The 25,678-nt window shown below is 71.3% G+C and carries 19 protein-coding genes; 13 read left to right on the top strand and 6 right to left on the bottom strand.

Annotation, left to right across the window (positions count from 1 at the left end):
- Positions 1-50: 50 nt before the first annotated feature.
- The 3 genes from ACFWEE_RS29280 to ACFWEE_RS29270 form a co-directional block, all read right to left on the bottom strand.
- Positions 51-1,151, bottom strand: coding sequence for a methyltransferase (locus ACFWEE_RS29280; protein WP_386893627.1), 1,101 nt, complete (start codon positions 1,149-1,151; stop codon positions 51-53).
- Positions 1,152-1,185: 34 nt separating this feature from the next.
- Positions 1,186-2,358: a nitrous oxide reductase family maturation protein NosD gene (locus ACFWEE_RS29275; RefSeq protein ID WP_386893625.1), complete on the bottom strand. Its 1,173-nt coding sequence runs from the start codon at positions 2,356-2,358 to the stop codon at positions 1,186-1,188.
- Positions 2,359-2,510: 152 nt separating this feature from the next.
- Positions 2,511-3,344 carry a GntR family transcriptional regulator gene (locus ACFWEE_RS29270; protein ID WP_327174257.1) on the bottom strand — a complete coding sequence of 278 codons (834 nt, stop codon included), beginning with the start codon at positions 3,342-3,344 and terminating at the stop codon, positions 2,511-2,513.
- A gap of 192 nt (positions 3,345-3,536) precedes the next feature.
- Between ACFWEE_RS29270 and ACFWEE_RS29265 the strand changes: the two genes are divergently transcribed.
- The 5 genes from ACFWEE_RS29265 (at position 3,537) to ACFWEE_RS29245 (ending at position 9,672) form a co-directional block, all read left to right on the top strand.
- Entirely contained in the window at positions 3,537-4,793 is a 1,257-nt protein-coding gene (locus ACFWEE_RS29265) for an extracellular solute-binding protein (protein WP_386893622.1), read from the top strand.
- A 175-nt stretch (positions 4,794-4,968) separates the two neighbouring features.
- Positions 4,969-5,856 (top strand): carbohydrate ABC transporter permease, encoded by an 888-nt coding sequence (locus ACFWEE_RS29260; protein ID WP_386893633.1) that lies wholly within the window; start codon positions 4,969-4,971, stop codon positions 5,854-5,856.
- The gene (locus ACFWEE_RS29255; protein ID WP_386893620.1) at positions 5,853-6,698 is read left to right on the top strand and encodes a carbohydrate ABC transporter permease; all 846 of its coding nucleotides are present in this window, start codon (positions 5,853-5,855) and stop codon (positions 6,696-6,698) included. Before ACFWEE_RS29260 ends, ACFWEE_RS29255 begins: the two co-directional genes overlap by 4 nt.
- Before the next feature lie 14 nt (positions 6,699-6,712).
- A complete protein-coding gene (locus ACFWEE_RS29250; RefSeq protein ID WP_386893631.1) occupies positions 6,713-8,221 on the top strand; it encodes a beta-N-acetylhexosaminidase in 1,509 nt (502 codons plus the stop codon).
- On the top strand, positions 8,218-9,672 hold the full coding sequence (locus tag ACFWEE_RS29245) for a cellulose binding domain-containing protein (protein WP_386893618.1): 1,455 nt from the start codon (positions 8,218-8,220) through the stop codon (positions 9,670-9,672). Before ACFWEE_RS29250 ends, ACFWEE_RS29245 begins: the two co-directional genes overlap by 4 nt.
- 68 nt (positions 9,673-9,740) lie before the next feature.
- On the opposite strand, the gene ACFWEE_RS29240 is transcribed toward ACFWEE_RS29245, so the two are convergent.
- Positions 9,741-9,944 carry a 3-keto-5-aminohexanoate cleavage protein gene (locus ACFWEE_RS29240; protein ID WP_386893629.1) on the bottom strand — a complete coding sequence of 68 codons (204 nt, stop codon included), beginning with the start codon at positions 9,942-9,944 and terminating at the stop codon, positions 9,741-9,743.
- Positions 9,901-11,412 (bottom strand): cryptochrome/photolyase family protein, encoded by a 1,512-nt coding sequence (locus ACFWEE_RS29235; protein ID WP_386893616.1) that lies wholly within the window; start codon positions 11,410-11,412, stop codon positions 9,901-9,903. Before ACFWEE_RS29235 ends, ACFWEE_RS29240 begins: the two co-directional genes overlap by 44 nt.
- Before the next feature lie 497 nt (positions 11,413-11,909).
- Here ACFWEE_RS29235 and ACFWEE_RS29230 point away from each other — a divergent pair, with 497 nt between their 5' ends.
- The 8 genes from ACFWEE_RS29230 (at position 11,910) to ACFWEE_RS29195 (ending at position 24,865) form a co-directional block, all read left to right on the top strand.
- Entirely contained in the window at positions 11,910-13,322 is a 1,413-nt protein-coding gene (locus ACFWEE_RS29230; protein ID WP_386893614.1) for a family 2B encapsulin nanocompartment shell protein, read from the top strand.
- 182 nt (positions 13,323-13,504) lie between these two features.
- Positions 13,505-14,938: a family 2 encapsulin nanocompartment cargo protein terpene cyclase gene (locus ACFWEE_RS29225; protein WP_386893612.1), complete on the top strand. Its 1,434-nt coding sequence runs from the start codon at positions 13,505-13,507 to the stop codon at positions 14,936-14,938.
- A gap of 15 nt (positions 14,939-14,953) precedes the next feature.
- Complete coding sequence (locus tag ACFWEE_RS29220; RefSeq protein ID WP_386893608.1) at positions 14,954-15,850, top strand: geranyl diphosphate 2-C-methyltransferase; 897 nt, start codon at positions 14,954-14,956, stop codon at positions 15,848-15,850.
- A gap of 388 nt (positions 15,851-16,238) precedes the next feature.
- On the top strand, positions 16,239-16,985 hold the full coding sequence (locus ACFWEE_RS29215; RefSeq protein WP_386893606.1) for a hypothetical protein: 747 nt from the start codon (positions 16,239-16,241) through the stop codon (positions 16,983-16,985).
- An 811-nt stretch (positions 16,986-17,796) separates the two neighbouring features.
- Entirely contained in the window at positions 17,797-18,750 is a 954-nt protein-coding gene (locus ACFWEE_RS29210; RefSeq protein WP_386893604.1) for a hypothetical protein, read from the top strand.
- Between the two features lie 238 nt (positions 18,751-18,988).
- Positions 18,989-19,960, top strand: coding sequence for a sugar phosphate isomerase/epimerase family protein (locus ACFWEE_RS29205; protein ID WP_386893602.1), 972 nt, complete (start codon positions 18,989-18,991; stop codon positions 19,958-19,960).
- An 82-nt stretch (positions 19,961-20,042) separates the two neighbouring features.
- A complete protein-coding gene (locus ACFWEE_RS29200; protein ID WP_386893600.1) occupies positions 20,043-23,342 on the top strand; it encodes a PQQ-dependent sugar dehydrogenase in 3,300 nt (1,099 codons plus the stop codon).
- Between the two features lie 326 nt (positions 23,343-23,668).
- Positions 23,669-24,865, top strand: coding sequence for an ROK family transcriptional regulator (locus ACFWEE_RS29195; RefSeq protein ID WP_386893598.1), 1,197 nt, complete (start codon positions 23,669-23,671; stop codon positions 24,863-24,865).
- On the opposite strand, the gene ACFWEE_RS29190 is transcribed toward ACFWEE_RS29195, so the two are convergent.
- On the bottom strand, positions 24,817-25,641 hold the full coding sequence (locus ACFWEE_RS29190) for an AraC family transcriptional regulator (protein ID WP_386893596.1): 825 nt from the start codon (positions 25,639-25,641) through the stop codon (positions 24,817-24,819). The genes ACFWEE_RS29195 and ACFWEE_RS29190 overlap by 49 nt on opposite strands.
- Between the last annotated feature and the right edge of the window lie 37 nt (positions 25,642-25,678).

The raw sequence follows: 25,678 nt of genomic DNA, 5'->3' as shown, positions 1-25,678 counted from the left end.
GTCCGGCACCGACGTGCCGGACCCGGGGCGCTTTTGCTCGTGCGGCCCGCTTACGGCACGGTGCACTCGAAGGCGTGGAGGTAGGCGTTGACCGGGTGGACCTCGCCCACCTGGAGGCCGGCCTCGGACATGCGGCCGAGCAGACTCTCCCGGGTGTGCTTCGCTCCCCCGACGTTGAGCAGGAGCAGCAGGTCCATGGCGGTGGTGAACCGCATGGACGGGGTGTCGTCGACGAGGTTCTCGATGATCACCACGCGGGCGCCGGGGCGGGCCGCGGCGACCACGTTGCGCAGGGTCCTGCGGGTGCTCTCGTCGTCCCATTCGAGGATGTTCTTGATGATGTAGAGGTCCACCTCGAACGGGATGTCCTCGCGGCAGTCGCCGGCCACGATCCGGACCCGGCCGGCGAGCGGGCCGCCGTCGCGCAGCCGCTCGTCCGCGCGGGCCACGACGCCCGGCAGGTCCATGAGGGTTCCCTGGACCGAGGGGTGCTTCTCCAGCAGACTGGCGAGCACATGGCCCTGGCCGCCGCCGATGTCGGCGACCGAGGAGACGCCGGTCAGGTCGAGGAGTTCGGCGACGTCCCGTGCGGACTGCACGCTGGAGGTGGTCATCGCCCGGTTGAACACGTGGGCGGACTCGCCGGCGTCCTGGTGGAGGTAGTCGAAGAAGCCCTTGCCGAAGGTCTCGGGGAAGACGCTCGTGCCGGAGCGCACCGCGTCGTCGAGGCGCGGCCAGACGTCCCAGGTCCAGGGCTCCGTGCACCACAGGGAGATGTAGCGCAGGCTGTGCGGGTCGTCCTCGCGCAGCAGCCGGGACGTGTCGGTGTGGACGAACCTGCCGTCCTCGGTCTCGGCGAAGACGCCGTAGCAGGTCAGCGCCCGCAGCAGTCGCTGGAGCGGTACGGGCTCCGCGTCGACCACGAGGGCGAGCTCGGCGGCGGAGGCCGGGGTCTCGCCGAGGGCGTCCGCGACGCCCAGCCGGGCCGCCGCGCGTACGGCCGCGGCGCAGGCCGCCCCGAAGGCGAGCTCGCGCAGCCGCATGGAGGGCGGCGGGGTCGGGGTGCCCGCGTGGGTCTGGGGCGCGGCGAGGGTGGAGGTGAGGGTGGCCTTCTCGGGGCTGGTCTCAGGGGTGGGGCTCACGGTGGTCATGCCGTCTCGTTCCTCCTGGTGCGGCGGTGGGTGGTCATGCGGCGCACATCCCGGCCGGTTCGGAGGTGGCGCAGGTGTTGCCGGTGAAGGTGTTGCCGGTGCCCGAGGTGTCGCGGTTGGCGAGGTCGGCGGGGCTGTTGCCGCTCACGAGGTTGTCCTGGACGGTGTTGTCGGTGTTGACCGCGCCCACGAAGCTCTTGAACAGCAGGATGCCGCCGGAGAAGTCGGTGGTGCCGACGTTGTCCTGGATGACGTTGGAGCGCACGACCGTGCTCTCGCTGCCGGTGAGGACGATGCCGGAGCCCTGGATCGCGGAGAGGCGGGGAGTGGCCGCGCAGAGCTTGTTGTTCTTCACGATCCGGTTGCCGCTGATCGTCATCGCGCCCGCCGCGGGCTTGGACTCGTCGCCCACGACGAAGATGCCGCTGCAGTTGCCGGTGACGGTGTTGTCGTCGATCCGGAGGTTGCGGACGCGTCGCGCGGTGACGCCGATGCGGTTTCCGCTCACGGAGTTGTCCGCGACGACCGTCCCGTCGGTGTCGGTCGCCCCGCCCTCCTCGCTGACCGAGTTCGCGACGAAGATGCCCGCGTCGCCGTTGCCGGTGGCGGTGTTGTGCCGGAGGTCGGCGCGGGTCGAGCGCTCCTGGGCGATGCCCCAGGTCCCGTTGTCACGCGCGGTCACCCTGCGGACGGAGAGCCCGTCGGTCCAGGAGGCCCAGACGCCGGTCTTGGCGAAGCCGGAGACGGTCAGCGCGCGGATCCTGACGCCGTCGACGGGGTTCGCCGCGGTGCCCACGACGCAGATGCCGTTGCCGCCCGCGGCGCAGGCGTTGGCCGCCCTCGGCCCCTTGGCGGCGGCGGGGCCCGAGGCGGTCTTGGCGGGCGCCGTCCCGGCCGTCTCCGTCGTCCCGGCCGTCGCGGGGGCCTCGGCCGTCGCGGGGGCCTGCGGAGCGATGACCGTGCGCTCGCCCGTACCGCGCAGCGTCAGGCCCGGCGTGGTGATCAGCACGCTCTCGCGGTAGGTGCCGGGCAGGACGACGACGGTGTCTCCGGGGCGCGCGGCGTCCACCGCCTTCTGGATCGATTCTCCTGGGCGCACCACGTGTTCATGGTGTCCGGACGCTGCCGTGGGGCCGGCCGAGAACCCCAGGACGGTGGCCGTGACGGCCGTGACGCCCGCCAGGCATTTCATGTGTTTTGTTCTCATGAGCCGAAGCTATGGGCGATCAACCACCGCCGCCACGCAGGGTGAGCGAGTGGATACAACGCGCCCCTGAATGGCTTACGCGGGCGTCCGTCCCGCCCCGCCCGGCCTCGCCGCGCCCCGCCGTCCGCCCGGTGGTCGTGCCGGCGCGCGCCTCAGTGGGCGTCGCCCGTCGTGGACGAGGTGATGATGTCTCCGTGCGCGAAGTCCCCCGGCGGAATCCCCGGGTGGTGGCTTTCGGGCCGCGGATGCGGGGCCGAGGTTCCCAGGGACAGCCGGGAGACGATGCGGTAGCGGTCGCCCCGGTAGAGGGAGTGGACGTACTCGACGGGCCGGCCCGCCGTGTCGGTGGTGAGGCGCTCGATCAGCAGGGCGGGCGAGAGGACCGGGATGTCCAGGACAGCCGCCTCGGCCTCGTTGATGACGGTCGGCTCGATGGACTGGACCGCCTGGTCGACGTGGACGTGGTGATGCTCGCGCAGATGGTCGTAGAGGTCACCCGCCTCCAGCTCCTGCGGGGTGAGGGAGGGGACGAGCTCCGCCGGGATGTGCAGGTGCTCGATCGCCATGGGTGAGCCGTCGACCAGGCGCAGCCGGGCGATGTAGACCACCTCGGCCGCGGGTGACACCCGCAGCTTGCGGCCGATGCGCGCTCCCGCACGGATCGTGTCGAGCCGCAGGAGCCTGCTGGACCAGGTGCCTGCCGCCCGGGGCACCACGAAGGCCGCGTCGTCCGGGGCCAGCTCCTGGGTGATCTTGGCCGGGGCCACGAACATCCCGCGCCCGTGTTCGCGTACGAGCTGCCCGGTGGCGACGAGTTCGTCCACCGCGGCACGCAAGGTGGGCCGGGAGACACCGAGTTCGGCGCTGAGCGTGCGCTCCGAGGGGATCGCGTCGCCGGGCCGGCGCACCTCGATCAGGCCGAGGAGGTGCTCGCGGACCCGCTCGCGTTTGAGCACTCCGCCCGAGCCCGAGGAGCTGTTCTGCATGGATCCGGCCTCTCCGCCTCTTCGTCGGCAACTGGTTCGGTGGTAAATGATGGTTGGGACTCCTGGAAGTGTACAACGCACCCAACTGGGCTTATTGAAACGAGGGTTGACGCCATCACTGGTCTATGCCACCTTCTACCCACGCCGTTGTCCAGTTGACCAATTGGTCAACTCCTTTTCGAGGTGAATCCAGTGAAGATCCGCTTCATCCCGGCCGCGGTGGCCCTGGCGGCCATGTGTGCGCTCACCGCGTGCGACGACTCCTCTTCCGGGTCCGGCCAGTCGGACGGGCCCACCGAGCTCACCGTGTGGATCATGAAGGACAGCGTCTCCGACGCCTATCTGCAGCGGTTCGAGAAGGACTTCGAGGCCCAGCACGGGCAGACCCGGCTCGACATCCAGATACAGGAGTGGGACGGGGTCGGCGAGAAGATCACCGCCGCGCTCGCCAGCAAGGACGCCCCGGACGTGATCGAGGTGGGAAACACCCAGGTGGCGCAGTACGCGCAGAGCGGCGGGGTGCTCGATCTCAGCGACAAGGTCGCGGAGTTGCAGGGGTCGGACTGGCTGCCCGGCCTCGCGGAGCCGGGGAAGGTCGACGGAAAGCAGTACGGCGTGCCCTGGTACGCGGCCAACCGCGTGGTGATCTACAACAAGGACCTCTTCGCGAAGGCCGGCATCACGGCGCCGCCCACGACCCGGGAGGAGTGGCTGGAGATCACCGGGAAGCTCGACAAGGGCGGGACGCAGGGCATCTACCTCCCCGGGCAGAACTGGTACACCCTGGCCGGCTTCGTCTGGGAGGAGGGCGGCGAACTCGCCGTGCAGGACGGCGGCACGTGGCGGGGCGCGCTCGACAGCCCAGAGGCGCTGCGGGGCATGGAGTTCTACCGCCGGCTCCAGGCCCTGGGCCAGGGCCCCAAGGACTCCGACGAGGCGAAGCCGCCCCAGGCGGACGTCTTCGCCAAGGGCGACGTCGCCCAGATCATCGCCGTACCCGGCGGCGCCAAGATCGTGGAGCAGGCCAACCCCGCCCTCGCGGGCAAGCTCGGCTTCTTCCCGATCCCCGGCAAGGAGGCGGGCAAGCCGGGAGCGACCTTCACCGGCGGCTCCGATCTCATCGTCCCGGTCGCCTCGGCCCATCAGGAAGCGGCGTACGAGGTGGTCGCGGCGCTCGCCGGGGAGAAGGAGCAGACCGAGCTCGCCCGCACCATGAGCTACGTGCCCAACCGGACCTCGCTCGCCGGTGTGCTGGGGGACGACGAGGGCAACGCGGCGATGGCCGCCGCCGCCGCGCAGGGGCGCGCCACGCCCAACTCCCCCGAGTGGGCCGCCGTCGAGGCGACCAACCCGATCAAGGAGTACATGACGGCCGTGCTCACCGGGACCGACCCGGCGAAGGCGGCGAAGGCCGCGTCCGACGCGATCAGCAAGACCCTCAACCCGTGAGCCGGGGCGGGAACGCGCCGTGTCCGGCCACGATCCGCCGGACACCACCCGAGGGAGGACCCGCGTGACCCGGACCGCGGACCGGCTCGGACCGGCGGCGGCCGGACCGGTCGCGCCCACCGCCGCCACGGAGGCCGCTCCCGGGGCGCGGGGGCCGGGCCGACCCCGCCGTACCGTGCCGGGCGCCCTCTGGCCGTATCTGCTCATCGCCCCCACCGTGATCGGGTTCGCCTTCCTGCTGGCCTACCCCCTCGCCCGTAACCTGCTGATCTCCTTCCAGCACTACGGCATGGCGGAACTGATCCGCGGGGACGCGGACTTCGCGGGCCTGGAGAACTACTCCGCGATCCTGCGGGACGGCGAGTTCTGGCAGGTGGTCCGGCGCACCCTGGGGTGGACCGCGGTCAACGTCTCGCTCATCATGGTGATCGGCACCGGTGTCGCGCTGATGCTGCAACGCCTCGGCAAGCGGATGCGGACCCTGGTCCTCGTGGGACTGGTGCTCGCCTGGGCCAGTCCGGTGATCGCCACCACCACGGTCTTCCAGTGGCTCTTCGCCTCCCGGCTCGGAGTGGTCAACTGGCTGCTCGTGCGGCTGGGGTTCGGCTCCTTCGAGAACTACTCCTGGTTCGCGCACGGTCCGGCGGCCTTCTCCGTCCTGGTGCTGCTCGTGGTGTGGCAGTCGGTGCCGTTCGTCGCCATCACCCTGCACTCCGCGCTGACCACGGTCCCGGCCGAGCTCTTCGAGTCCGCGCGGATCGACGGAGCGGGCGGCTGGCGGATCTTCCGTTCCGTCACCCTGCCGATCCTGCGGCCGGTCTTCGGGCTGGTGCTGAGCCTCGAAGTCATCTGGGTCTTCCGGTGCTTCGCGCAGATCTGGGCGGTCACCAAGGGCGGGCCGGGCGGAGCGACCACCACGCTGCCCGTCTACTCGTACCAGATCGCCCAGTCGCTGCACCGCTACGACCTCGGGGCGGCGGCGGCCACCCTCATGGTGCTCGTCCTGGTCGGCGCGCTGGTCCTCTACTTCCGCCAGATGTTCCGCCAGGAGGCCGAACTGTGAGCGCCCGTCCCGCCCGCGTGGCCCTGCGCGGACTGCCCCGGAACGCCGGGGCGCTGATCGTCTTCGTACTCAGCGTCTTCCCGGTCTACTGGATGATCCTCACCGCCTTCAAACCGACCGCGGACATCCAGGCCAAGACTCCGGTGTTCCTGCCCACCTCGCTGACGCTGGAGCACTTCTCCGACGCGGTGTCGGCCGACGGATTCTGGTCGTTCTGGCGCAACAGCCTGCTCGTCACGGCCGGCTGCGTGCTGCTGGCCCTCGTGGTCGCCCTCGGTGCGGCGTTCGCGGTGGCCAGGATGCGGTGGAAGGGCCGGCGGGGATTCGTCCTCATGGTGTTCGTCGCACAGGTCGCGCCCTGGGAGGCGCTGCTGATCCCGATGTACGTCATCGCCCGCGACACCGACATGCTCGACCGGCTCGCGACCCTGACCCTCGTCTATTTCATGATCACGCTGCCGTTCACCATCGTGACCCTGCGGAGCTTCCTCTCCGCCATCCCCGCCGAACTGGAGGAGGCGGCCCAGGTGGACGGCTGCACCCGCGCCGCCGCCTTCCGACGGGTCACGTTCCCGCTGCTGGCACCGGGGCTGCTCGCCACCTCCCTCTTCGGTTTCATCACCGCCTGGAACGAGTTCGCCTTCGCCAACATGCTGATCATCAAGAACCAGGACGACCGGACCCTGCCCGTCTGGCTCTCCTCGTTCTCGAACGTCTTCGGCACCGACTGGGGCGCCACCATGGCCGCCTCCACCCTCTTCGCGCTGCCCGTCCTCGTCCTCTTCCTCGTTCTCCAGCGACGGGTCGCCACCGGTATGACCGGTGGCGCGGTCAAGGGATAGGAGAAACCGTGTCCATGCCCCCCACCGGCCTCGGCCTCGTACCGGGCCCCTTGAGGCTCCACCTGCGACGGGGCCGGTTCACCTTCGACACCGCCACGGCGATCCGCGCGACCGCCGGCACCGAGCCCGCCGCCGCGCTGCTGCGGACCCTGCTCGCCCCGGCGACCGGGCTGCCGCTGCCCCTCGCGGACGACGGCCGGGTGGTCCTCGCCCTCGATCCCGGTCTCACCGGGCTCGGGGACCAGGGGTACGGGCTCACCGTCGGCGAGGACGCCGTCCTGCTGCGGGCGGCCCGCCCGGCGGGTCTGCTGCACGGCGTCCAGACGCTCCGTCAGCTGCTGCCGCCCGCCGCGCTCCTGGCCGAACCGGTGCACGGTACGACCTGGTCGATCCCCTGCCTGGAGACGACGGACGTGCCGCGCTTCGCCTGGCGCGGCGCCATGCTCGACGTGGCCCGTCACTTCCAGCCCGTCTCGTTCCTGCGGCGGTTCACGGATCTGCTGGCCCTGCACAAGATGAACGTCCTGCACCTGCACCTCACCGACGACCAGGGCTGGCGGATGCCGGTCGGCGCCTACCCCCGGCTCACCGAGGTGGGCGGGGTGCCGCACGGGGGCGCGTACACCCGTCGGGAGCTGACCGACCTGGTCGCGTACGCCGCCGACCGGGGGGTGACCGTGGTCCCGGAGATCGAGATGCCCGGCCACGTCCGCGCCGCCCTCGCCGCCTACCCGCACCTCGGCAACTTCCCCGAACGGCGGCTGGAGGTCTGGGACCGGTGGGGCGTGTGCGACACCATCCTGGGCGTCCACGACGAGGCGCTCGACTTCTGCCGGACCGTGCTCGGCGAGGTCATGGAGGTCTTCCCCTCGCCGTACGTCCACGTCGGCGGCGAGGAGTGCCCGACCGACGAGTGGCACACCTCGCCCTCCGCGCTGCGGCGCGTCGCGGACGAGGGGCTGAGCGGTCCGAAGGCGCTCCGCGGCTGGCTGATGGAGCAGGTCGGGGCGTTCCTCACCGAGCACGGCCGGCACCCGCTGGGCTGGACCGAGACCGGGGGCGACCTGCCGGGCTCGTTCACCGTACTGGCCTGGCTGGACCAGGAGCACGGACTCGCGGCGGCGCGCAACGGCCACCCGGTCATCATGACCCCGCACCGCTCCACCTACCTCGACTACCCGCAGTCCACGCGCCCCGAGGAGCCGCCGGGCCAGCCCGGCTTCTCGGTGGACCTGCCGACGGTCTACGCCACCGACCCCGCACCCGCCCACTGGGACGCGGCCGAAGCCGCCCATGTGCTGGGCACCCAGGCGCAGTTGTGGACCGAGTACGTGCCCACCGCGGCGCACGCCGAATACCTCGTCTTCCCCCGGCTGTGCGCCCTGGCCGACACCGCCTGGTCCGGCGGCCACGACTGGGACGGATTCCGGACCCGGCTGGACCACCACAAGACCCGGCTCGACGCCCTCGGAGTGCCGAGCCGTCCCTCCACGTTCCACCATCCCGAGAGGACCCCCAGGTGACGAGCACCAGCACGAACAAGAGAGCGCGCGCACCCCGCCCCGGCGTCTCCCGCGTCCGCGTGGCACTGGCCGCCGCCGCACTGGCCGGACTCGGCTGCGCCACCCTGGCGGCCGTACCCGCGACCGCGGCCGGTGAGGCGCTGACGGTGCAGTACCGGCAGAGCTCCACCGGTTCCGACCAGGCGGAACCCTGGCTCAAGGCCGTCAACACCGGCAGCACGTCCGTCTCCCTCGCCCAGGTCAAGATCCGCTACTACTTCAAGGCGGACTCCGGCGCCTCGTACACCTACGCCTGTTCCTGGGCGGTCAAGGGGTGCGCCAACATCACGGGCACCTTCGGCACCCTCGCCAGCCCCACCACGACGGCCGACCGCTACCTGGAGATCGGCTTCACCGCCGGGGCCGGTTCGCTCGCCCCGGGTGCGGACACCGGGGACATGCAGCTGCGGTTCTACCGCTCGAACTGGCAGCCGCTGAACCAGGCGGACGACTACTCCTTCGGATCCGCGCAGACCTCGTACGCCAACTGGTCCAAGGTCACCGCGACGGTCGCCGGCACCCAGGTGTGGGGCACCGCGCCCACCGGCAACAACCCGACCGACCCCACCGGCCCGACCAACCCTCCGACCGACCCGCCCACCGGCGGGACCCGGCTCTTCGACGACTTCGACTACACCTCGTACAGCGACCCGTCGATCGGCGCCCACGGCTGGAACGTGCGCTCCAACTCGGGCGGCCCCGGGGTGCCGGGCGCGAGCTGGCCCGCCGAGAACGTCACCTTCGCGAAGGAGGGGACCAACTCGATCATGAATCTGGAGACCTCCACCGCCGGGACCGCGGAGTCCACGAAGCAGACCGAGGTCCTCACCAAGGCGACGAAGTTCCGCAACGGCACCTACGCGGCCCGGGTGCGGTTCGCCGACGCGCCGAAGTACGGCCCGGACGGCGACCACCTCGTGTCCACGTTCTTCACCATCAACGACCTCAAGGCCCCGATGGCCGACGACTACGCCGAGTACGACTTCGAGTACCTGCCCAACGGCGGCTGGGGCGAGCCCTCGAACATCCTCTACACCACGTCCTGGGAGACCTACCGCCCCGACCCGTGGGAGGCGGTCAACCAGCACTCCGAATCACGGATCAGCTACGCGGGCTGGCACGACCTCGTCCTGACCATCGACGACACCGCCATCGTCTACTACATCGACGGCGTCGAGTTCGGCCGCCACGACTCCCGCTACCTGCCGGAGCGCCCCATGTCCATCAACTTCAACCAGTGGCTGATCGACCTCGCGGGCCAGACCAGCACCACCCCGCGCGCCTACGACCAGAAGGTCGACTGGGTGCTGCACGTCAAGGACCAGGTGCTGACCCCGGCCCAGGTCACGGCCGCGGTCGCCGCCTACCGGGCGGCGGGTACCGCCTTCGAGGACACCGTGCCCGCGTCCTGACCGCTCCCGCCCTCCCGTACCGGGGGACGGACGCCGCACCCACCGGCGCCCGTCCCCCGGTGCGCCGGTCACGCCGCACGGGAGAGCGCCAGGCGGACCAGAGCACCGTTGTCCGCCACCGGGGGCCCGTCCGGGGCCGTGAGGGTGTCCTCCAGACCGATACGGGTCTCCAGTCCCCGAGCGAGGGCCAGGTCGAGGACCGGCCAGGTGGAACACTTGGGCGCGTTCTCAGTCCCGGCGGTGGCGCTCCTGCTCCAGCAGCGCGTCGAGATCGGTGAGGCGGTCCAGCCCGCGCACCGCCCGGCTCATCCGCGCGTTGTGCTCGAAGCGGTCGCGGTGGCGGTGCAGCAGGTTCCAGTACCCGGCGGTGAAGGGGCAGGCGTCCTCCCCGACCCGCACGGTGGGCTTGTAGCGGCAGGAGCCGCAGAAGTCGCTCATGCGGTCGATGTAGGCGCCCCCGGAGGTGTACGGCTTGGTGGTCATGCGGCCCCCGTCGGCGTACTGCGACATCCCCACCACGTTGGGGACCATGACCCAGTCGTAGCCGTCCACGAAGCTGCGGTGGAACCAGTCGGTGACGGCGCGCGGGTCCCAGCCCCGTTGCAGGGCGAGGCTGCCCAGGATCATCAGGCGCGGAATGTGGTGGGTCCAGCCGGTCTCCCTGACCTGGTCGAGGACGTGGCCGACGCAGTGCGCACCCGTGCCCTCCGAGGAGAGTTCGGTGAACCATTCGGGCAACCCGCCGCGGTGACGCAGGGCGTTGTTCTCCCGGTACTGCGGCCCGAAGTACCAGTAGACGTGCCAGACGAACTCGCGCCATCCCGCGATCTGCCGCACGAAGCCCTCGGCGCTGTTGAGCGGCACCTCGCCGGACCGCCACCGTGCCTCGGCCCGTTCGACGCACTCGGCGGGGTCCAGCAGGCCGAGGTTGAGCGACGAGGAGAGCAGGCTGTGGCTCATCGTCGGGTCCCCGGCGAGGATCGCGTCCTCGTACGCGCCGAACGTGGCGAGCCGGTGCTCGACGAAGCGGCGCAGGGCCGCGAGGGCTTCCCGGCGGGTGGCCGGAAACCAGCGGGGTGCGTCCTCGCCGACGAACTCGACGTCCCCGTCGCGCACCCAGCGGTCGAGGTCGGAGCGCACCTCCGCGTCGATGTCGCTCTCCCGGGGGCGGTAGGGCGCCGGAGCGCCCAGCCCGGTCGCTCCGCGCGGTGGGGGCTGCCGGTTGTCGTGGTCCAGGTTCCACCGGCCGCCGGCCGGCTGGTCGCCCTCCATCAGCAGCTCGTGCGTCCGGCGGACCCAGCGGTAGAAGTCCTCCTGGCGCAGGCGCTCCGTGCCCCGGCCGTCCGCCCATCTCCTGAACTCGTCGTGCGCCACGAGGAAGCCGCGCGCCGGCAGCACGCGGACGGAGGGCAGGGTGTCCACGAAGGCGCGGGCGGTGTGGGAGGTGGGGTGGTGCACGGTCACCGGTCCGTCCCCCACGGCCTCGCGCAGCCCCTGGCGGTAGGTGTCCGCCTTGACGTAGCGCACCCGGTCGCCGAGCTCGGCGGCCCGGTGGCGCATCGCCGAGAGGATCAGGTGGGCCTTGGCGCGGTGGAACCGTCTGCGCCGGAAGACACTCCTCGCCTCGATCATCAGCAGCGGCGCGTCCCGGTGCGGTCCGCCTCTCCCCGGATCGGTGAAGTGGGGGCCGAGCTGGTCGCCGAACAGCCAGTGGGGGGTGATGGACTCTTCATCGGTCATGCGGGGCGCTCCATCGGCGGTTCCTGCCCTGCCTCGTCGAGACCGCTGCCGCGCGGCCTCTGGTCCACCGATCAAAGCGCACCGCGGCTCGGGAGGTGTCCCGCACACGCCGGGGGCACCCCGGGGAGAGAACGGGTGCCGGTGCGCGGGCGGGGTGGCGGGGGCGGGTTCGGGCGGGGCGCCCCGCGCTCTCCGCGGTGAGCGGCGGGTTCGGGCGGGGCTGCCGAGCGGCAGGCCGAGGGTGAGCGCAGGCCGGTCGCGTCCGGCGGAGAACCGGTGCGCGCGGACGAAACGGATCTGCGCCCGCGCAAACATCCGGCGGCCCGCGATCATCGTATCGAGTTAATGTCGGCGCCTTCCCTTGGTCCAGGAGAGGGAGCGGCCGTTAGTGTCCTCGGCGTCTGGACGGGTTTCCGTTCACCTACCCCTTTTCCCTCCAGTTGCCCGGTGACGTCCGAATGCCCGCGTCACCGCCCTGACCACGGAGAGCGTGCACGATGACTGTTGACTCGAACCCGCACGAGCAACTGGAGCTGCCCCGGCAGTCCAGCCTGGGCACGGCAGCCGCCCGCAACCTCGCCCACACGGCCAAGTCCGCCCCGCAGATGCAGGAGATCACCTCCCGCTGGCTGCTGCGCATGCTCCCCTGGGTGGAGACCCAGGGCGGGGCGTACCGGGTGAACCGCCGGCTGTCCTACACCGTCGGCGACGGGACCATCGAATTCGTCCAGGAGGGCGCCGACGTCCGGGTGATCCCCCGGGAACTCGGTGAACTGGCTCTGCTGCGCGGCTTCGACGACGTGGAGGTGCTGACCGCCCTCGCGGACCGTTGCGTGCAGCGCGACTTCCGCGCCGGTGAGACGCTGGTCGAGCGCGGGGCGCCGGCGGACCGGATCCACCTGATCGCCCACGGCCGCGTCAGCCAGACCTCCGTGGGCAGTTACGGCGACGAGGTCGATCTGGACGTCCTCGCCGACGGGGACCGGTTCGGGGAGGACGCCCTGCTGGACGAGGACGCCCGGTGGGAGCAGACCGCCACCGCCGAGACCTCCGGCACGCTGCTCACCCTGTCGCGCTCCGACTTCGCGACCGTGCTCTCCGGGGCGCCGGGCCTGCGCACCCACATCGAGGCGTTCACGTCGCTCTCCGGCCGGCAGCAGAACCATCGGGGCGAGGCGGAGATCGCGATGTCCGCCGGTCACGTCGGCGAGCACGAGCTGCCCGGCGCCTTCGTGGACTACGAGTTGAAGCCGCGCGAGTACGAACTCTCCGTCGCCCAGACGATTCTGCGGGTCCACACGAGGGTCGCCGACCTCTACAACGGCCCGATGAACCAGACCGAGGAACAACTCCGTCTCACCATCGAAGCGCTGAGGGAGCGGCAGGAGCACGAGCTGATCAACAACCGGGAGTTCGGCCTGCTCCACAACGCCGACTTCAAGCAGCGCCTCCAGCCGCACGCCGGTCCGCCGACCCCGGACGACCTGGACGAACTGCTCTGTCGCCGTCGCGGTTCCAAGTTCTTCCTGGCGCACCCCCGGACGATCGCGGCGATCGGGCGCGGGTTCAACGCGCGCGGGATCTACCCGGACCACGTCGACCTCGGCGGCCAGCAGGTACCGGCCTGGCGCGGCGTCCCGATCCTGCCCTGCAACAAGATCCCGGTGACCCCGGAGAAGACCAGCTCGATCCTCTGCATGCGTACCGGCGAGGCGAACCAGGGCGTCATCGGCCTGCACCAGACCGGCCTGCCGGACGAGTACGAACCGGGCCTGTCGGTCCGCTTCATGGGGCTCGACGAGAAGGCGATCACGTCCTACCTCGTCAGTACGTACTACTCCGCCGCGATCCTCGTGCCGGACGCGGTCGGCGTGCTGGAGAACGTGCAGATCGCCCACTGGCCCAGGTAGGGCTGTCCCGCGGCGGGGCCCGCAGCGGGCCCCGCCCAAAAGGGACCTGCCCGCAAGGGACCTGCCCGCGGCGGGCCCCGCCCGAAAGGGCCCCGCCGCGGCACCCCCTGGAACCTCCGGATCGGCCCCGTGTGCCCCCGGAGGGCTTTCGGAGAGCCGCCCATCCCATCAAGGAGCCATGGATGCCAGCGCCCGAGCTGCCACCACCACGGTCGAGCGTGCCCGAGGCCGCCGCCCGCTTCGGGGCGCACGTACTCGCCGCCGCGGCGGCCCGTGCCCACGACATCACGGCCGCCACCGGCGGCCCGCCCGACGCCGTTTCCGTACCCGAACCGCCCGCGGTCTCCGTACCCGCCCCGGCCGCGCTGCCCGTACCCCTGCCCGCCCCCGCTGCCGCCCTCGGCACCGCGGAGTCCGGGGCGCCCGCGGCGGACACGCGTCTGGAGCGCCTCCTGCGCGGCCCCAGCGGCCTGGGCACGGCGGGGCTCCGCCTGGTCCTGAGGGAAGCGCCGCCGACGCCGCCGACGCCTACGTCGCCTTCCGCTCCCCTGCCGACGTCCCTGCTGTCACCCCTGCTTCCACCTCCGCACGCATCTGCAGAAACGTTGGCGGAGGCGGCGGCCGTGGACACCGCGGAGGGCACGCCGGTCCCGGGGCTCTATTACCACCCGGTGCCCGAGCCCGATCCGGTACGCGTGGAGGAGGTCAGCCGGAGGATCAAGGCCTGGGCGGTCGACGAGGTCAGTCTGTTCCCCGACGACTGGGAGGAGGAGTTCGACGGCTTCTCGGTGGGCCGCTACATGGTCGCCTGCCATCCGGACGCGCCCACCGTCGACCACCTGATGCTCGCCACCCGTCTGATGGTGGCCGAGAACGCGGTGGACGACTGCTATTGCGAGGACCACGGGGGCTCGCCCATCGGCCTCGGTGAACGCCTCCTGCTGGCGCACACCGCCCTCGATCCGCTGTACACGACCGCGGAGTACCAGCCGCAGTGGGCCGACTCGCTCCACGCGGACGCGCCCCGGCGCGCGTACCGCTCCGCCATGGAGTACTTCGTACGGGCGGCCGGCGCCTCCCAGGCGGACCGGCTCCGGCACGACATGGCCCGACTGCACCTGGGGTACCTCGCCGAAGCGGCCTGGTCGCAGGAGGGCCGGGTACCGGAGGTGTGGGAGTACCTGGCGATGCGCCAGTTCAACAACTTCCGCCCCTGTCCGACGATCACGGACACCGTCGGCGGCTACGAACTCCCGGCGGACCTGCACGCCCGGCCGGACATGCAGAAGGTCATCGCGCTCGCCGGGAACGCGACGACCATCGTGAACGACCTCTACTCCTACATGAAGGAACTCGACTCCCCCGGCCACCACTTGAACCTTCCGGTGGTGATCGCCGAACGCGAGGGCCTCTCCGAACGGGACGCCTATCTGAAGTCGGTCGAGGTCCACAACGACCTCATGCGCGACTTCGAGGCCCAGGCCGCGGCCCTGGCCGAGGCCTGTCCCGCACCCCAAGTGCTGCGCTTCCTGCGGGGCGTGGCCGCTTGGGTCGACGGCAACCACTACTGGCACCGGACCAACACCTTCCGCTACCGCCTGCCCGATTTCTGGTAAAGAACGGATTCATCAGTGACCCACACCGAACTCACCGCCACCCCCGCCTCCCTGCGCATCCCCCGCCCGGCTTCGGCCGGACCGGCGACGCCCTACCAGGGGGACATCGCCCGCTACTGGGACGGGGAGGCCAGGCCCGTGAACCTGCGCCTCGGCGATGTCGACGGCCTGTACCACCACCACTACGGCATCGGCGACGTGGACCACGCGGCACTCGGCAGCCCCGAGGACAGCGAGAGCGAGAAGAAGCTCGTCACCGAACTCCACCGCCTGGAGTCGGCGCAGGCCGAGTACCTCCTGGGGCACCTCGGCGACATCGGCCGCGACGACACCCTGGTGGACGCGGGCTGCGGCCGGGGCGGCTCGATGGTGATGGCGCACCAGCGCTTCGGCTGTACGGTCGAGGGCGTCACCCTCTCTGCGAAGCAGGCGGAGTTCGCCAACGGCCGGGCCGGTGAACTCGGCATCCAGGACCACGTCCGCGCCCGGGTCTGCAACATGCTCGCCACCCCCTTCGAGACCGGGTCCGTCGCCGGCTCGTGGAACAACGAGTCGAGCATGTACGTCGACCTCGACGACCTGTTCGCGGAGCATTCCCGCGTCCTCAGGGCCGGCGGCCGTTACGTGACCATCACCGGCTGCTGGAACCCGCGGTACGGCCAGCCCTCGAAGTGGGTCTCGCAGATCAACGCGCACTTCGAGTGCAACATCCACTCGCGCCGGGAGTACCTGCGCGCCATGGCCGACCACCGCCTCGTGCCCACGGCCGTCGTCGACCTCACCCCCGACACGCTGCCCTACTGGGAGCTGCGGGCCACGTCCTCGCTGGTCACGGGGATCGAGGACGCGTTCATCAACTCGTACAAGGACGGTTCGTTCCAGTACCTGCTGATCGCGGCGGACCGCGTCTGACCATCTGCGACCGCACGAGGGGGAGGGCCCGTTCCCAGGAGCGGGCCCTCCCCCGGCACTCGATGCGGCCGTCCGCGTCCGGCGCGGCTGCGGCCGAGCCGCGGCCGGATCCTCCCCGAGGTTGTACGCGTCCGGCGGAACTCGTACGAAGCCCTCCGCACCGTCCCTACCTTGCAGAAACGACACTCCTCACCCAGCCGGTCGACGACTTCGTCGGCCGCTCGGATTGTCGAAGTCAAAGTTCTCATTTCCGCGTGTTCCACGCCGAATGCACTGGTTCACGCACGCCACACAATACGTCGATGGAGAAGCCGAGTTGACGGGCCCTGGTGCTCCCCGCTATTGGTTCCATCGACGGCACGGCCGTGTTGCGGTGGAGGGGGAGCACGTGAGCGTCCTGGGGTGGGTGGTCGCGCCGGTGGTTCTGGTCGTGGGCTGGACGGCCTGGCGGCTTGTCCGGTATCCGGGCCGGTGGGCGCACGCGTTCCACGAGGCGTACCGGAAGGACCGGCGGGCTCTGGACGATGCCCGCGGCGGAGTACGGACGTTGCAGAACGCCGCTCGTCGTGAGACGTGGCGGGCGTGGAGCAAGGTGAAGCGGGCGGAGTCCGCCCATCGGCGCCAGGTGCGCCGGGCCGAGGCCGAACTGGAACGGCGGCGCGCACCGGACCGCGGCGACCGGATGCATCAGCTGGGTCCGATCACGCTGTACGAGCACGCGGTCGTCGTCTCCGAGGACGAGTTGCCGCTGGCCGGCCTGCACGTCCGGTTCGAGCTCGCACGCACGGAGCACGTGTCCTACGTCTACCTCACCCACCCGGACGGACAGAAGCGCATGGAGCGCTACGAGGGCGAGGAGTTCCCGGAGGACACGGTCCGCGAGTTCAGCGTGCGGCTCCACAACGCCGCGGTGGCGGCGCACCGTTCGCGTGAGACCCGCGAGGAGGACATCGCCGCGCTCGAAGGCGCGCTGCGCGAGGCCCGGGAGGCGACCGGTCCGGTGGAGGCGGCGCGGGAGCGGCTGACGGAGACGCGCGCCCGCCACAGCGCCGATCCCCGGCTCCCGCGCGCCCGCGCCGCGCTCGACGACGCCCGTACGCAGTGGCAGGAGCTCACCGGCAGGCGCCCGCTGTAGGCGCCGCCCCGAGCCACCCCGGCCGCCGAGCACCCGTGCCGCCCCGCACGACGACGCGGGGCTCGGGCCGGTCCGTGACCGCCGTACCGCCGCACCACACCACCGCGCCGGATGGCCGAGCCCGGCGATCTTCACCGTTGCTACCGGGCAACGTCGCCCCGTCGCCCGCACCGAGCCCCGGAACGGGCCGGTGCGGCCGTCCCATCCATCGGCGTGTCGCGCTGCGCCCAGCCCCGACCGGACTGGGCGCAGCGCCATGTCGGCGCCCTCGCGCGGTCGTTCGGCGGTTACGCACCGACATGGGGGCGCCACGGACGAGAGCGACCGAGCGGCCCCCGCCACACAGAACCGGCCATCGCTTTCGGGCCGGACCTCCCCGCCTTCACGACCGCGAACAACACGATCCGGGTCCGCCGCCGACCGTCGGCACCCCTGGTGCCCCTGAGTCCCTTGGTGTCGTGACGGCCTTTTCTCCGACACACCTCAGCTTTTGGTGAATCTGAAGAAAGTTCAGCAGATTCGTACCGAACCTATGGACAGTCCTCGGCGACGCGTCCTAGTCTCTCGGCCCATCGAACAGGTTTCGTCCCTGTAACGCCGCAGCCAGTCGGCGTCGCCCCGAAGCCGGTCACCTCACTCACGAGCCGTTCCACGTCTCTCTCCCCATGGCGGGGCCACCGCCCGCACGAGGCACCGCGCCGCGCGACCACTGCCCCGGCAGCCGCTCGCGCACCGTTTCAGCACACCGTCGAAGCACGGCACACCGGCCGGGTCACCGACCCTGCCGTGAACGCAGCGGAAGGGAAGCGACATGAAGATTCGTACGTTCATCGCCACGGCCTCTCTGGTGGCATCCGGGAGCCTGGTGGCTTTCACCGGCTCCGCCCAGGCAGCTCTCTACACCACCTGTGTCGGTGACGGCGGGGCCGTGACCGTCACCAACGACCTGGTCGTTCCGGCCGGGAAGTCCTGCACCCTCACCGGCACGAAGGTCAAGGGGACGGTGACGATCGAGGCCGGGGCCGACCTCGTGGCCGCGGGCGCCACCTTCAACAGCACGGTCACCGTGGGGGAGAACGCGTACCTCGACCTCACGAACACCACCGTCAAGGGTGCGCTGACCACCGCCTCCGCCTTCGGCACGCACCTGGAGAACGCCAACGTCAAGGCCGTGGACGCCACCGGCGGGTTCGTGTACGCGGTGGACTCGACGCTCGGCGGGAACGTCTCCACCAAGGCCGGCGAGCTGTACGTGTCCGGCAGCACCCTGTCGGCCGCGCTGACCGGTGACCAGAACCAGTACAGCGACGTGTACGACTCCACCGTCAAGGGCGCGCTCACCGTGAAGGGGAACACCCTCGGCGGCGTGTTCTGCGCGAGCGAGGTGTACGGCGCCGCGACGTACACGGCCAACTCCGACGCCCTGCAGCTCGGGGGTGAGGGGCTGCTCGGATCGTGCGCGGGCGCCTCGTACTTCGGCGGCGACCTGGCGGTCACCGACAACACCGCGACGGCGGTGCTCGACAACGCGATCGTGCGCGGCGGGCTCACCGCGACGGGCAACGACCCGGTCCTGGTCGTGGGCGAGCTGGCGCGCGTGCGCGGCGCCGTCACCGGGGAGACCGGATCCGCGGCCCCGTCGTTCTCCCGCTCGGCCAAGGAGGCCGCGCCCGAGGACCGCGCCGCTTCTCTCGCCGAGAAGGCCGCCGCCCGTGCCTCGGCCGCGCGGGCGGACGCCCACGAAGCGGGCAAGTCCTCCCTCTGACGCCGAGGAGCACCGTCGGCGGCGCGTCCGCCGACGCCCGGCCGTGACGGCGGCCCCTCCCCCGTCGCCGTACCTCCCCGCATCGCGCGACGGTTCCCGTCGCGTTCGCCGGCCCCCTCCGGAGCGCGCTCCACCGGTCCGGAGTCCGCGGATCAGCCGTCGTGGTGCGCACCGTCGCCCTCTCCGCCCGGCCGTGCGCCCGATCCGTCCTCTCCTCTCCTCATGCACAGGAGTGATCGTGAGTCATCTTCACAAGTCCTTCGACCGCAGGGATTTCCTGCGCGCCACCGTCGGCACCACCGTGGCCCTCGCCGCCGCCTCCGTCACCGGAGCCGCCACCGCCTCCTCCGCCGCCGCCGCGGCGAGCACGCTGCCCATCCCCAAGGACCGCATCGGAGTCCAGCTCTACAGCGTCCGCGACAAGGTGAGCTCGCTCGGCTTCGCCGTCGTCCTCGCCGAGCTGGCCCGGATCGGCTACAAGGAGATCGAGTTCGCGGGGTACACCCAGTCCACCTCGATCCTGGGCAGACAGATCACCCTCCCGGAGATCCGGACCATCCTCGACGACAACGGACTGCGTGCCGTCGGCAGCCATGTCGGCATCGGCAACCTGCGCTCCAACATCCAGGCCGAGCTGGACGCCGCGGAGATCCTCGGCATGCCGCACGTGGGCACGGCCAACGCGCCCTCGAACACCAACACCGTCGCGGCCTACCGCGCCGCCGCCGACGAGTTCAACGTCTGGGGCGCCGCGGCGACCGCGCGTGGCCTGAAGCTGTACCAGCACAACCACTCGGGCGAGTTCGCGTTCGCGACCGACCAGCCGTCGGTCCGGCTGTACGACGTGTTCCTCAAGAACACCGACCCGCGCCACGTCTATCTGGAGCTGGACATCTACTGGGCGTACGTGGGCCAGTACCGCTGGCCCGGATTCGACCCCGCCGCCTACGTGCGCGACCAGCCCTACCGGTACCCGCTGTTCCACATGAAGGACGGCGACGCGAACGCGTCGAGCGCCAACGGCTACGACATCGTCGAGTTCGGCGCCGGCGACCTTCCGTACCAGAAGTTCGTGCGCGACATCGGGGCGCGCAACGCGCACCTCGGCATCTGGGAGCAGGACACCGCCCCCAACACCCTGCCCGCGACGCCGGGTTCGTTCGGTGCGGCGGAGCGCAGCTTCACGGCGCTCAAGACGCTCCTCGGCTGACAGGCACCACACGAAGGGGGCGCCCCGCGCCGGGGCGCCTCCGTGCCCGCTCCTTACCGCCAGCGATCAAGGAGACATCACCGTGCACCGCACCCTGAGGCGCATGATCACGGGGGCCCTGCTCGTGGCCATGCCCGCGCTGGGCTGTGTGGCCCTGGCGCCCGCCGCCGAGGCCCACCCGGACCACGAACACGCGCTCGACTGGTCGAACTACGAGAAGGCCACCCTGACCAAGGAGGTCGGCGAGCCGATCGACCTCGCCGTACTCCCCGACAGCCGCGTCCTGCACACCGCCCGCAACGGCGATCTGCGGCTCACCGACCCCGGCACCGGTGTCACGAAGGTCGTCAACCACGTCGACGTGTACCAGAACTCCGAGATGGGGTTGCAGACGGTCACGCTCGACCCGGACTTCGCCACCAACAAGTGGGTGTACCTGTACTACTCGCCGCCGCTGAACACCCCGGCCGGTTCCGCTCCGCTCCAGCTGTCCGCCGGGCAGGACGACTCGTACTGGAAGCAGTGGGAGGGGTACGACACCCTGACCCGCTTCAAGTGGACCGGCGACAGTCTCGACCTCTCCACCGCGCAGGAGATCATCCGGGTCGACACCAATCGCGGCCAGTGCTGCCACGTCGCCGGTGACGTGGACTTCGACGGCGACGGGAACCTCTACCTCTCGACCGGCGGCAACACTCCGGCGTCGGGCCCGAACGTCAACGGCTACAACCCGATCAACGACTCGGCAGGCGCCAACCCGGGGCTCGACGAGCGGCGCGGCTCGGGCAACACCAACGACCTGCGGGGCAAGATCCTGCGCATCCACGTCCAGGAGGACGGGAGTTACACCGTTCCGGAGGGGAACCTGTTCCCGCCGGGTACGGCGAAGACCCGCCCCGAGATCTTCGTGATGGGCCTGCGCAACCCCTACCGTCTCGCGGTGGACCCCGAGACGAACGCCGTGATGTGGGGCGACTACGGCCCCGACGCCGGAACCGCCGACCCGAACCGCGGGCCGATGGGGTACGTCGAGTGGCAGTCCACGACGAAGCCCATGAACAGTGGCTGGCCGTACTGCACGGGTGACAACACCAAGCCCTACCGGGACTTCGACTACGCCACCCTCACGCCCGGTGCCGCCTTCGACTGCTCGGCACCGGTCAACGACTCCCGCTGGAACACCGGCCTGACCACGCTGCCCGCGGCCACGCCGGCCACGCTCTGGTACGGCGACAAGGACACCGACCAGCCGTGGCCCGAGCTGACCGCCTTCCGCGGTCCGGGCGGCCCCGGCGGCCAGGCGCCGATGGGCGGTCCGGTCTACCACTACGACGCGGACAACCCGGCGCCGGGCAAGTTCCCGGAGTACTGGGACGGCAAGGCGTTCTTCGGCGAGTTCTCCCAGGACTACGTCGCCGCTCTCACGCTCGACGGGCCGGACGGACCCGTGAGCGCTCTGGAGAACTTCCTTCCCAACAGCGAGCGTTCACAGAACGGCATCCCGCCGTGGGACAACCCGATGGACCTGGAGTTCGGCCCGGACGGCGCCCTCTACGTCCTCGACTACGGAGACGGCTTCTTCCGGCAGAACCCGGACGCGGGCCTCTACCGGATCGACTACGCCGAGGGCAACAAGGCGCCCACCGCGGTGATCGAGGCCGACAGGACGTCCGGTCAGGCGCCGCTGGCGGTCACCTTCGACGCCACCGGCTCCACCGACCCGGAGAGCGGTGAGCTCACCTACCAGTGGGACCTCGACGGCGACGGCACCTTCGACGCCACCGGGCCCACCGCGAGCCGCACCTACCCCGACAACGGGCAGTTCGAGGCCCGTCTGAAGGTCACCGACCCGCAGGGCAAGATCGGACTGACGAGCCGTCAGATCACGGTGGGCAATACGGCTCCGACCCTGCGGATCACCTCCCCGGCCAACGGCGGGTTCTTCAACTGGGGTGACTCCGTGCCGTACGGCATCGCCGTCGAGGACCCGGAGGACGGTTCCACACCGGACTGCGCCAGGGTCGCCTGGACCTTCGGTCTCGGACACAACCAGCACGGCCACCCGGTCAACAACGGCACCGGCTGCTCGGGCGGTGTCGTGACCCCGACCGACGCGGGCCACGGTGACACCGAGAACGTCTTCGGCGTCCTCGGGATCACCTACACCGACAGGGGCGCGAGCGGCGTCCCGGCGGCCACGACCGACGCCCAAGTGGTGCTCAACCCGGCCCTCATGCAGGCCGAGCACTACGACTCCTCGGAGGGTGTCACGGTCACGGACGACACCACGGCGTCCGGGCAGCGCAAGCTGACCTCCTTCGACGCGGGTGACTGGATCGCCTACGACCCGGTGTCGTTCGCCGGGATCACCGGGGTGCAGACCCGTGCCGGTGGTGCCGGCACCCTGGCGCTGCGCTGGGGCTCGGCCGACGCCGAACCGTTCGCCACCGTGTCCGTACCGGCCGGTGAGGGCTGGCAGACCGTCAGCACCACGCTGGCGAACGCCCCTTCGGGGACGGGCGAGGTCTTCGTCACCAGCTCCGGCGGGGTCGAACTGGACTCGCTGACCTTCCAGGGCTCCGGTGTCGCGGACAAGACCGCTCCCGTGGTCACCGCCACGCTCAACCCGCCCCGCCCGAACGGTGACGAGGGCTGGTACACCGGCAACGTGTCGCTCACCGTCTCGGCGACCGACAACGGGACGGTCGCGAGCCGCCAGTACTCGGTCGACGGCGGAACCACCTGGCCGGCGGCGAACTCGGCCGTCACCCTCTCCACCGAGGGCGCCACGACCGTCCGGTACCGGGCGACCGACAACGGCGGCAACGTGTCGGCGGTGGGCTCGCTCACCGTACGGATCGACCGCACCGGCCCGACCGTGGCGGTGACCGGTGCCGACGCCAACGGCACCTACGGCGACTCCGGTCGCCTGACACCGGTCTTCTCGGCGACGGACACGGTGTCCGGCGGGGCCACCGCGACGGCCACGCTGGACGGTGCGCCGGTCACCTCCGGGCAGGCCCTGGACCTGTGGCGGCTCCCGCTCGGCAGCCACGACCTGACGGTCAGGGGCCGTGACCGGGCCGGCAACACCACCACGAGGACCGTGTCGTTCACGACGCGCACCTCCTACGCGGACGTCCGTTCGCTCATCACCCGGCTGCGGGCCGACGGGCTGATCACGGCGCAGGGTGAGCAGCGGCTCTCCGTGCGGCTCACCCAGGCCGAGGCGCACGCCGACGCGGGCCGCACCGCTCAGGCCGCGGCCGTGCTGGAGTCGTTCGCGGACTCCGCGTCCGACACCTCCCTGGTGCCGAACGGTGCTGCGGGCGCGGCCCTGGCACGGGACGCCCGGGCGCTGAAGCAAGGCGCCACCGGCTGAGGCCGGAGGAAGGAACGGAACTGCCCCGCTGCTGCGTCACCGGCGGGGCAGTTCCGTTTCCGCGAAGGGGAGTTCTACCGGACGAGGTCCCGCCGGAGGGCCGGCCGTCACGGAGTTCCGTATCCGGCCCGTGACCGTGCGAGTTCCGTCTCGAAAGTTCCGTCAACACCCCGGCAACTTTCGGCGTTCTGTGAAAAAGTTGCCGGAAGCCGACCGTGCCCCTGGGCTCCGCACACGCGAGTCCCGCCGGGCGATACGGTGTCCGGCCCGTGAGTCCCCCGCGACAACTCCCCGAGCTGTCCAGGGCGTCCAGAGGAAGTGAATCCGTGACCATCCAGTACCGCGTGCTGAGTCTCCTGCGTGACAACGGCCCGCTGTCCCGCGCCCAACTCGCGGACCGGCTGGAGGTTCCGCGCCCGCGGCTGCTCGGCGAACTCGACCGCATGGTCGCCGCCGGGCGGGTCCGCGAGGCGGGGCCGGCCGCGTCGCGCGGCGGGCGCCGCTCCACCCTCGTCCAGCTCGACCCCGGCGTACGGTTCGCCGCCGTCGATCTCGGCGCCAGCTCCATCGACATCGAGATCACCGACGGCGCACTCGCCCCGGTGGCCTCCTGCTCCGAGCCGGCGGACATCCGCTCGGGGCCGCAGGTCGTGCTCGGGCGCGTCAGCGAACTCCTGTACGCACTGGCCGACCAGGGGCACTACACCCGGCTCGACGCCATCGGCATCGGCCTGCCGGGACCGGTCAGCTTCCGCGAGGGGGTACCCGTGTCGCCGCCGATCATGGTGGGCTGGAACCGCTTTCCGGTGCGCGACATCCTCGCCCGCGCGCACTCCTGCCCCGTCGTCGTCGACAACGACGTGAACGTGATGTCCCTCGGAGAGCAGCACAGCGGCGTCGCGAGGACCGTGGACCATCTGCTCTTCGTGAAGATCGGCAGCGGTATCGGCTCGGGAATGCACCACCACGGCCGGATCTACCGGGGTGCCGAGGGGTGCGCGGGCGACATCGGACACGTACAGCTCGAAGCGGACGGGCCGCTCTGCTCCTGCGGCAACACCGGCTGCCTGGAAGCGTACTTCGGGGGCGTGGCGCTGAGCAGGGACGCCACCGAGGCCGCGGTGTCCGGCCGGTCCCCCGCCCTCGCCGAACGGCTCGCCGAGCGCGGCGTCCTGACCCCGGTGGACGTCGCGGAATGCGCGAACGGCGGCGACGGTACGAGCGTCGGCCTGATCCGGGCGGGCGGCCACCGCGTCGGGCAGGTCCTCGCGACCCTGGTCAGCTTCATGAACCCGTCGATGATCGTGATCGGCGGCGGTCTGGCCGGTCTCGGCTATCCCCTGCTCGCCGAGATCCGCAGCGTCGTGTACAAACGGTCGCTTCCCCTCGCCACCGGCAATCTGCCGATCGTCATGTCCGGACTCGGCCCGCGCGCGGGGGTCGTGGGTGCGGCGCTGCTGGCGAGCGAACTCGCCTACGGGGAGGCGTCGGTGACCGGGGAAGCCGACCCGCGGGTCCGGTAGCGGCCCGGGGTGGTTCCGACGACCGCGGTGAACGCCGCGATGAAGCCGCTGGGGTTCGCCCACCCGCAGGCGTGCGCGGTCCGCACGGTGTCGTGGCCCTCGGCGAGGAGCACGAGCGCGTGCTGGACGCGGAGTTGGGTGCGCCACTCGTAGAACGTCATGCCGAGCTCGCCGCGGAAGAGCCGGCTGAGGGTTCGGCTGCCGGCGCCGACCGTCCTCCCGAGTTCGGCCAGCGTGGCGTTGCTCCCCGGCGACTCGTACAGCAGCCGGGCGACGGCTCGCAACCGGTCGTCCCGCGGCTCCGGCAGGTGCAGGGGCTGTTCGCGCGCTTCGTGGAGGTCGTCGACGAGGACGCGGAGGAGGCGGGAGCGCGCGGAGGGGCTGTAGCCGGGCGTGGCGTCGTCGTGGTCGCGGGGGCCGGTCAGGGCGAGGAGGACCTCGCGCGCGAGGCCGGAGACCAGGAACACGGCGGGACCGTCCGGCAGGCCCCGCGCGAGGGACGGCGCGAGAAAGACGATCCGCATGTCGGTGTCGCCGTGGGCGCGGTGGTGGTGCGTGAATCCGGCGGGGGTCCAGGCGACCCGGTTGGCGGGGACGATCGAGGTGCCGCGCTCGGTGTGGACCGACAGGACGCCCCCGGCCGCGTACACCAGGTGTCCGCGCGCGTGTGCCCGCGCCTCGCTCGTCGCGCCGGACGGCCAGAGGTGGCGACCGCCGGACGGCCACACATGTGACGTCGCACCGGCGGTTGTCCGGGGTTGGCGGGGAAGGGGCATCGGTTGGCATCGTAACGGTGGCACGCCACGCCGTGCC

Source organism: Streptomyces sp. NPDC060184, from assembly GCF_042728795.1.
Lineage (GTDB): Bacteria > Actinomycetota > Actinomycetes > Streptomycetales > Streptomycetaceae > Streptomyces.
Note: the sequence above shows the minus strand (reverse complement) of the source record. Positions and strands in the feature narration are given on the sequence as shown.

Coding starts and splice junctions, on each gene's coding strand:
- ACFWEE_RS29210 (WP_386893604.1), top strand. CDS start 17,797: ATGAAGATTCGTACGTTCATCGCCACGGCCTCTCTGGTGGCATCCGGG.
- ACFWEE_RS29230 (WP_386893614.1), top strand. CDS start 11,910: ATGACTGTTGACTCGAACCCGCACGAGCAACTGGAGCTGCCCCGGCAG.
- ACFWEE_RS29280 (WP_386893627.1), bottom strand. CDS start 1,151: ATGACCACCGTGAGCCCCACCCCTGAGACCAGCCCCGAGAAGGCCACC.
- ACFWEE_RS29225 (WP_386893612.1), top strand. CDS start 13,505: ATGCCAGCGCCCGAGCTGCCACCACCACGGTCGAGCGTGCCCGAGGCC.
- ACFWEE_RS29275 (WP_386893625.1), bottom strand. CDS start 2,358: ATGAGAACAAAACACATGAAATGCCTGGCGGGCGTCACGGCCGTCACG.
- ACFWEE_RS29235 (WP_386893616.1), bottom strand. CDS start 11,412: ATGACCGATGAAGAGTCCATCACCCCCCACTGGCTGTTCGGCGACCAG.
- ACFWEE_RS29190 (WP_386893596.1), bottom strand. CDS start 25,641: ATGCCCCTTCCCCGCCAACCCCGGACAACCGCCGGTGCGACGTCACAT.
- ACFWEE_RS29270 (WP_327174257.1), bottom strand. CDS start 3,344: ATGCAGAACAGCTCCTCGGGCTCGGGCGGAGTGCTCAAACGCGAGCGG.
- ACFWEE_RS29250 (WP_386893631.1), top strand. CDS start 6,713: ATGCCCCCCACCGGCCTCGGCCTCGTACCGGGCCCCTTGAGGCTCCAC.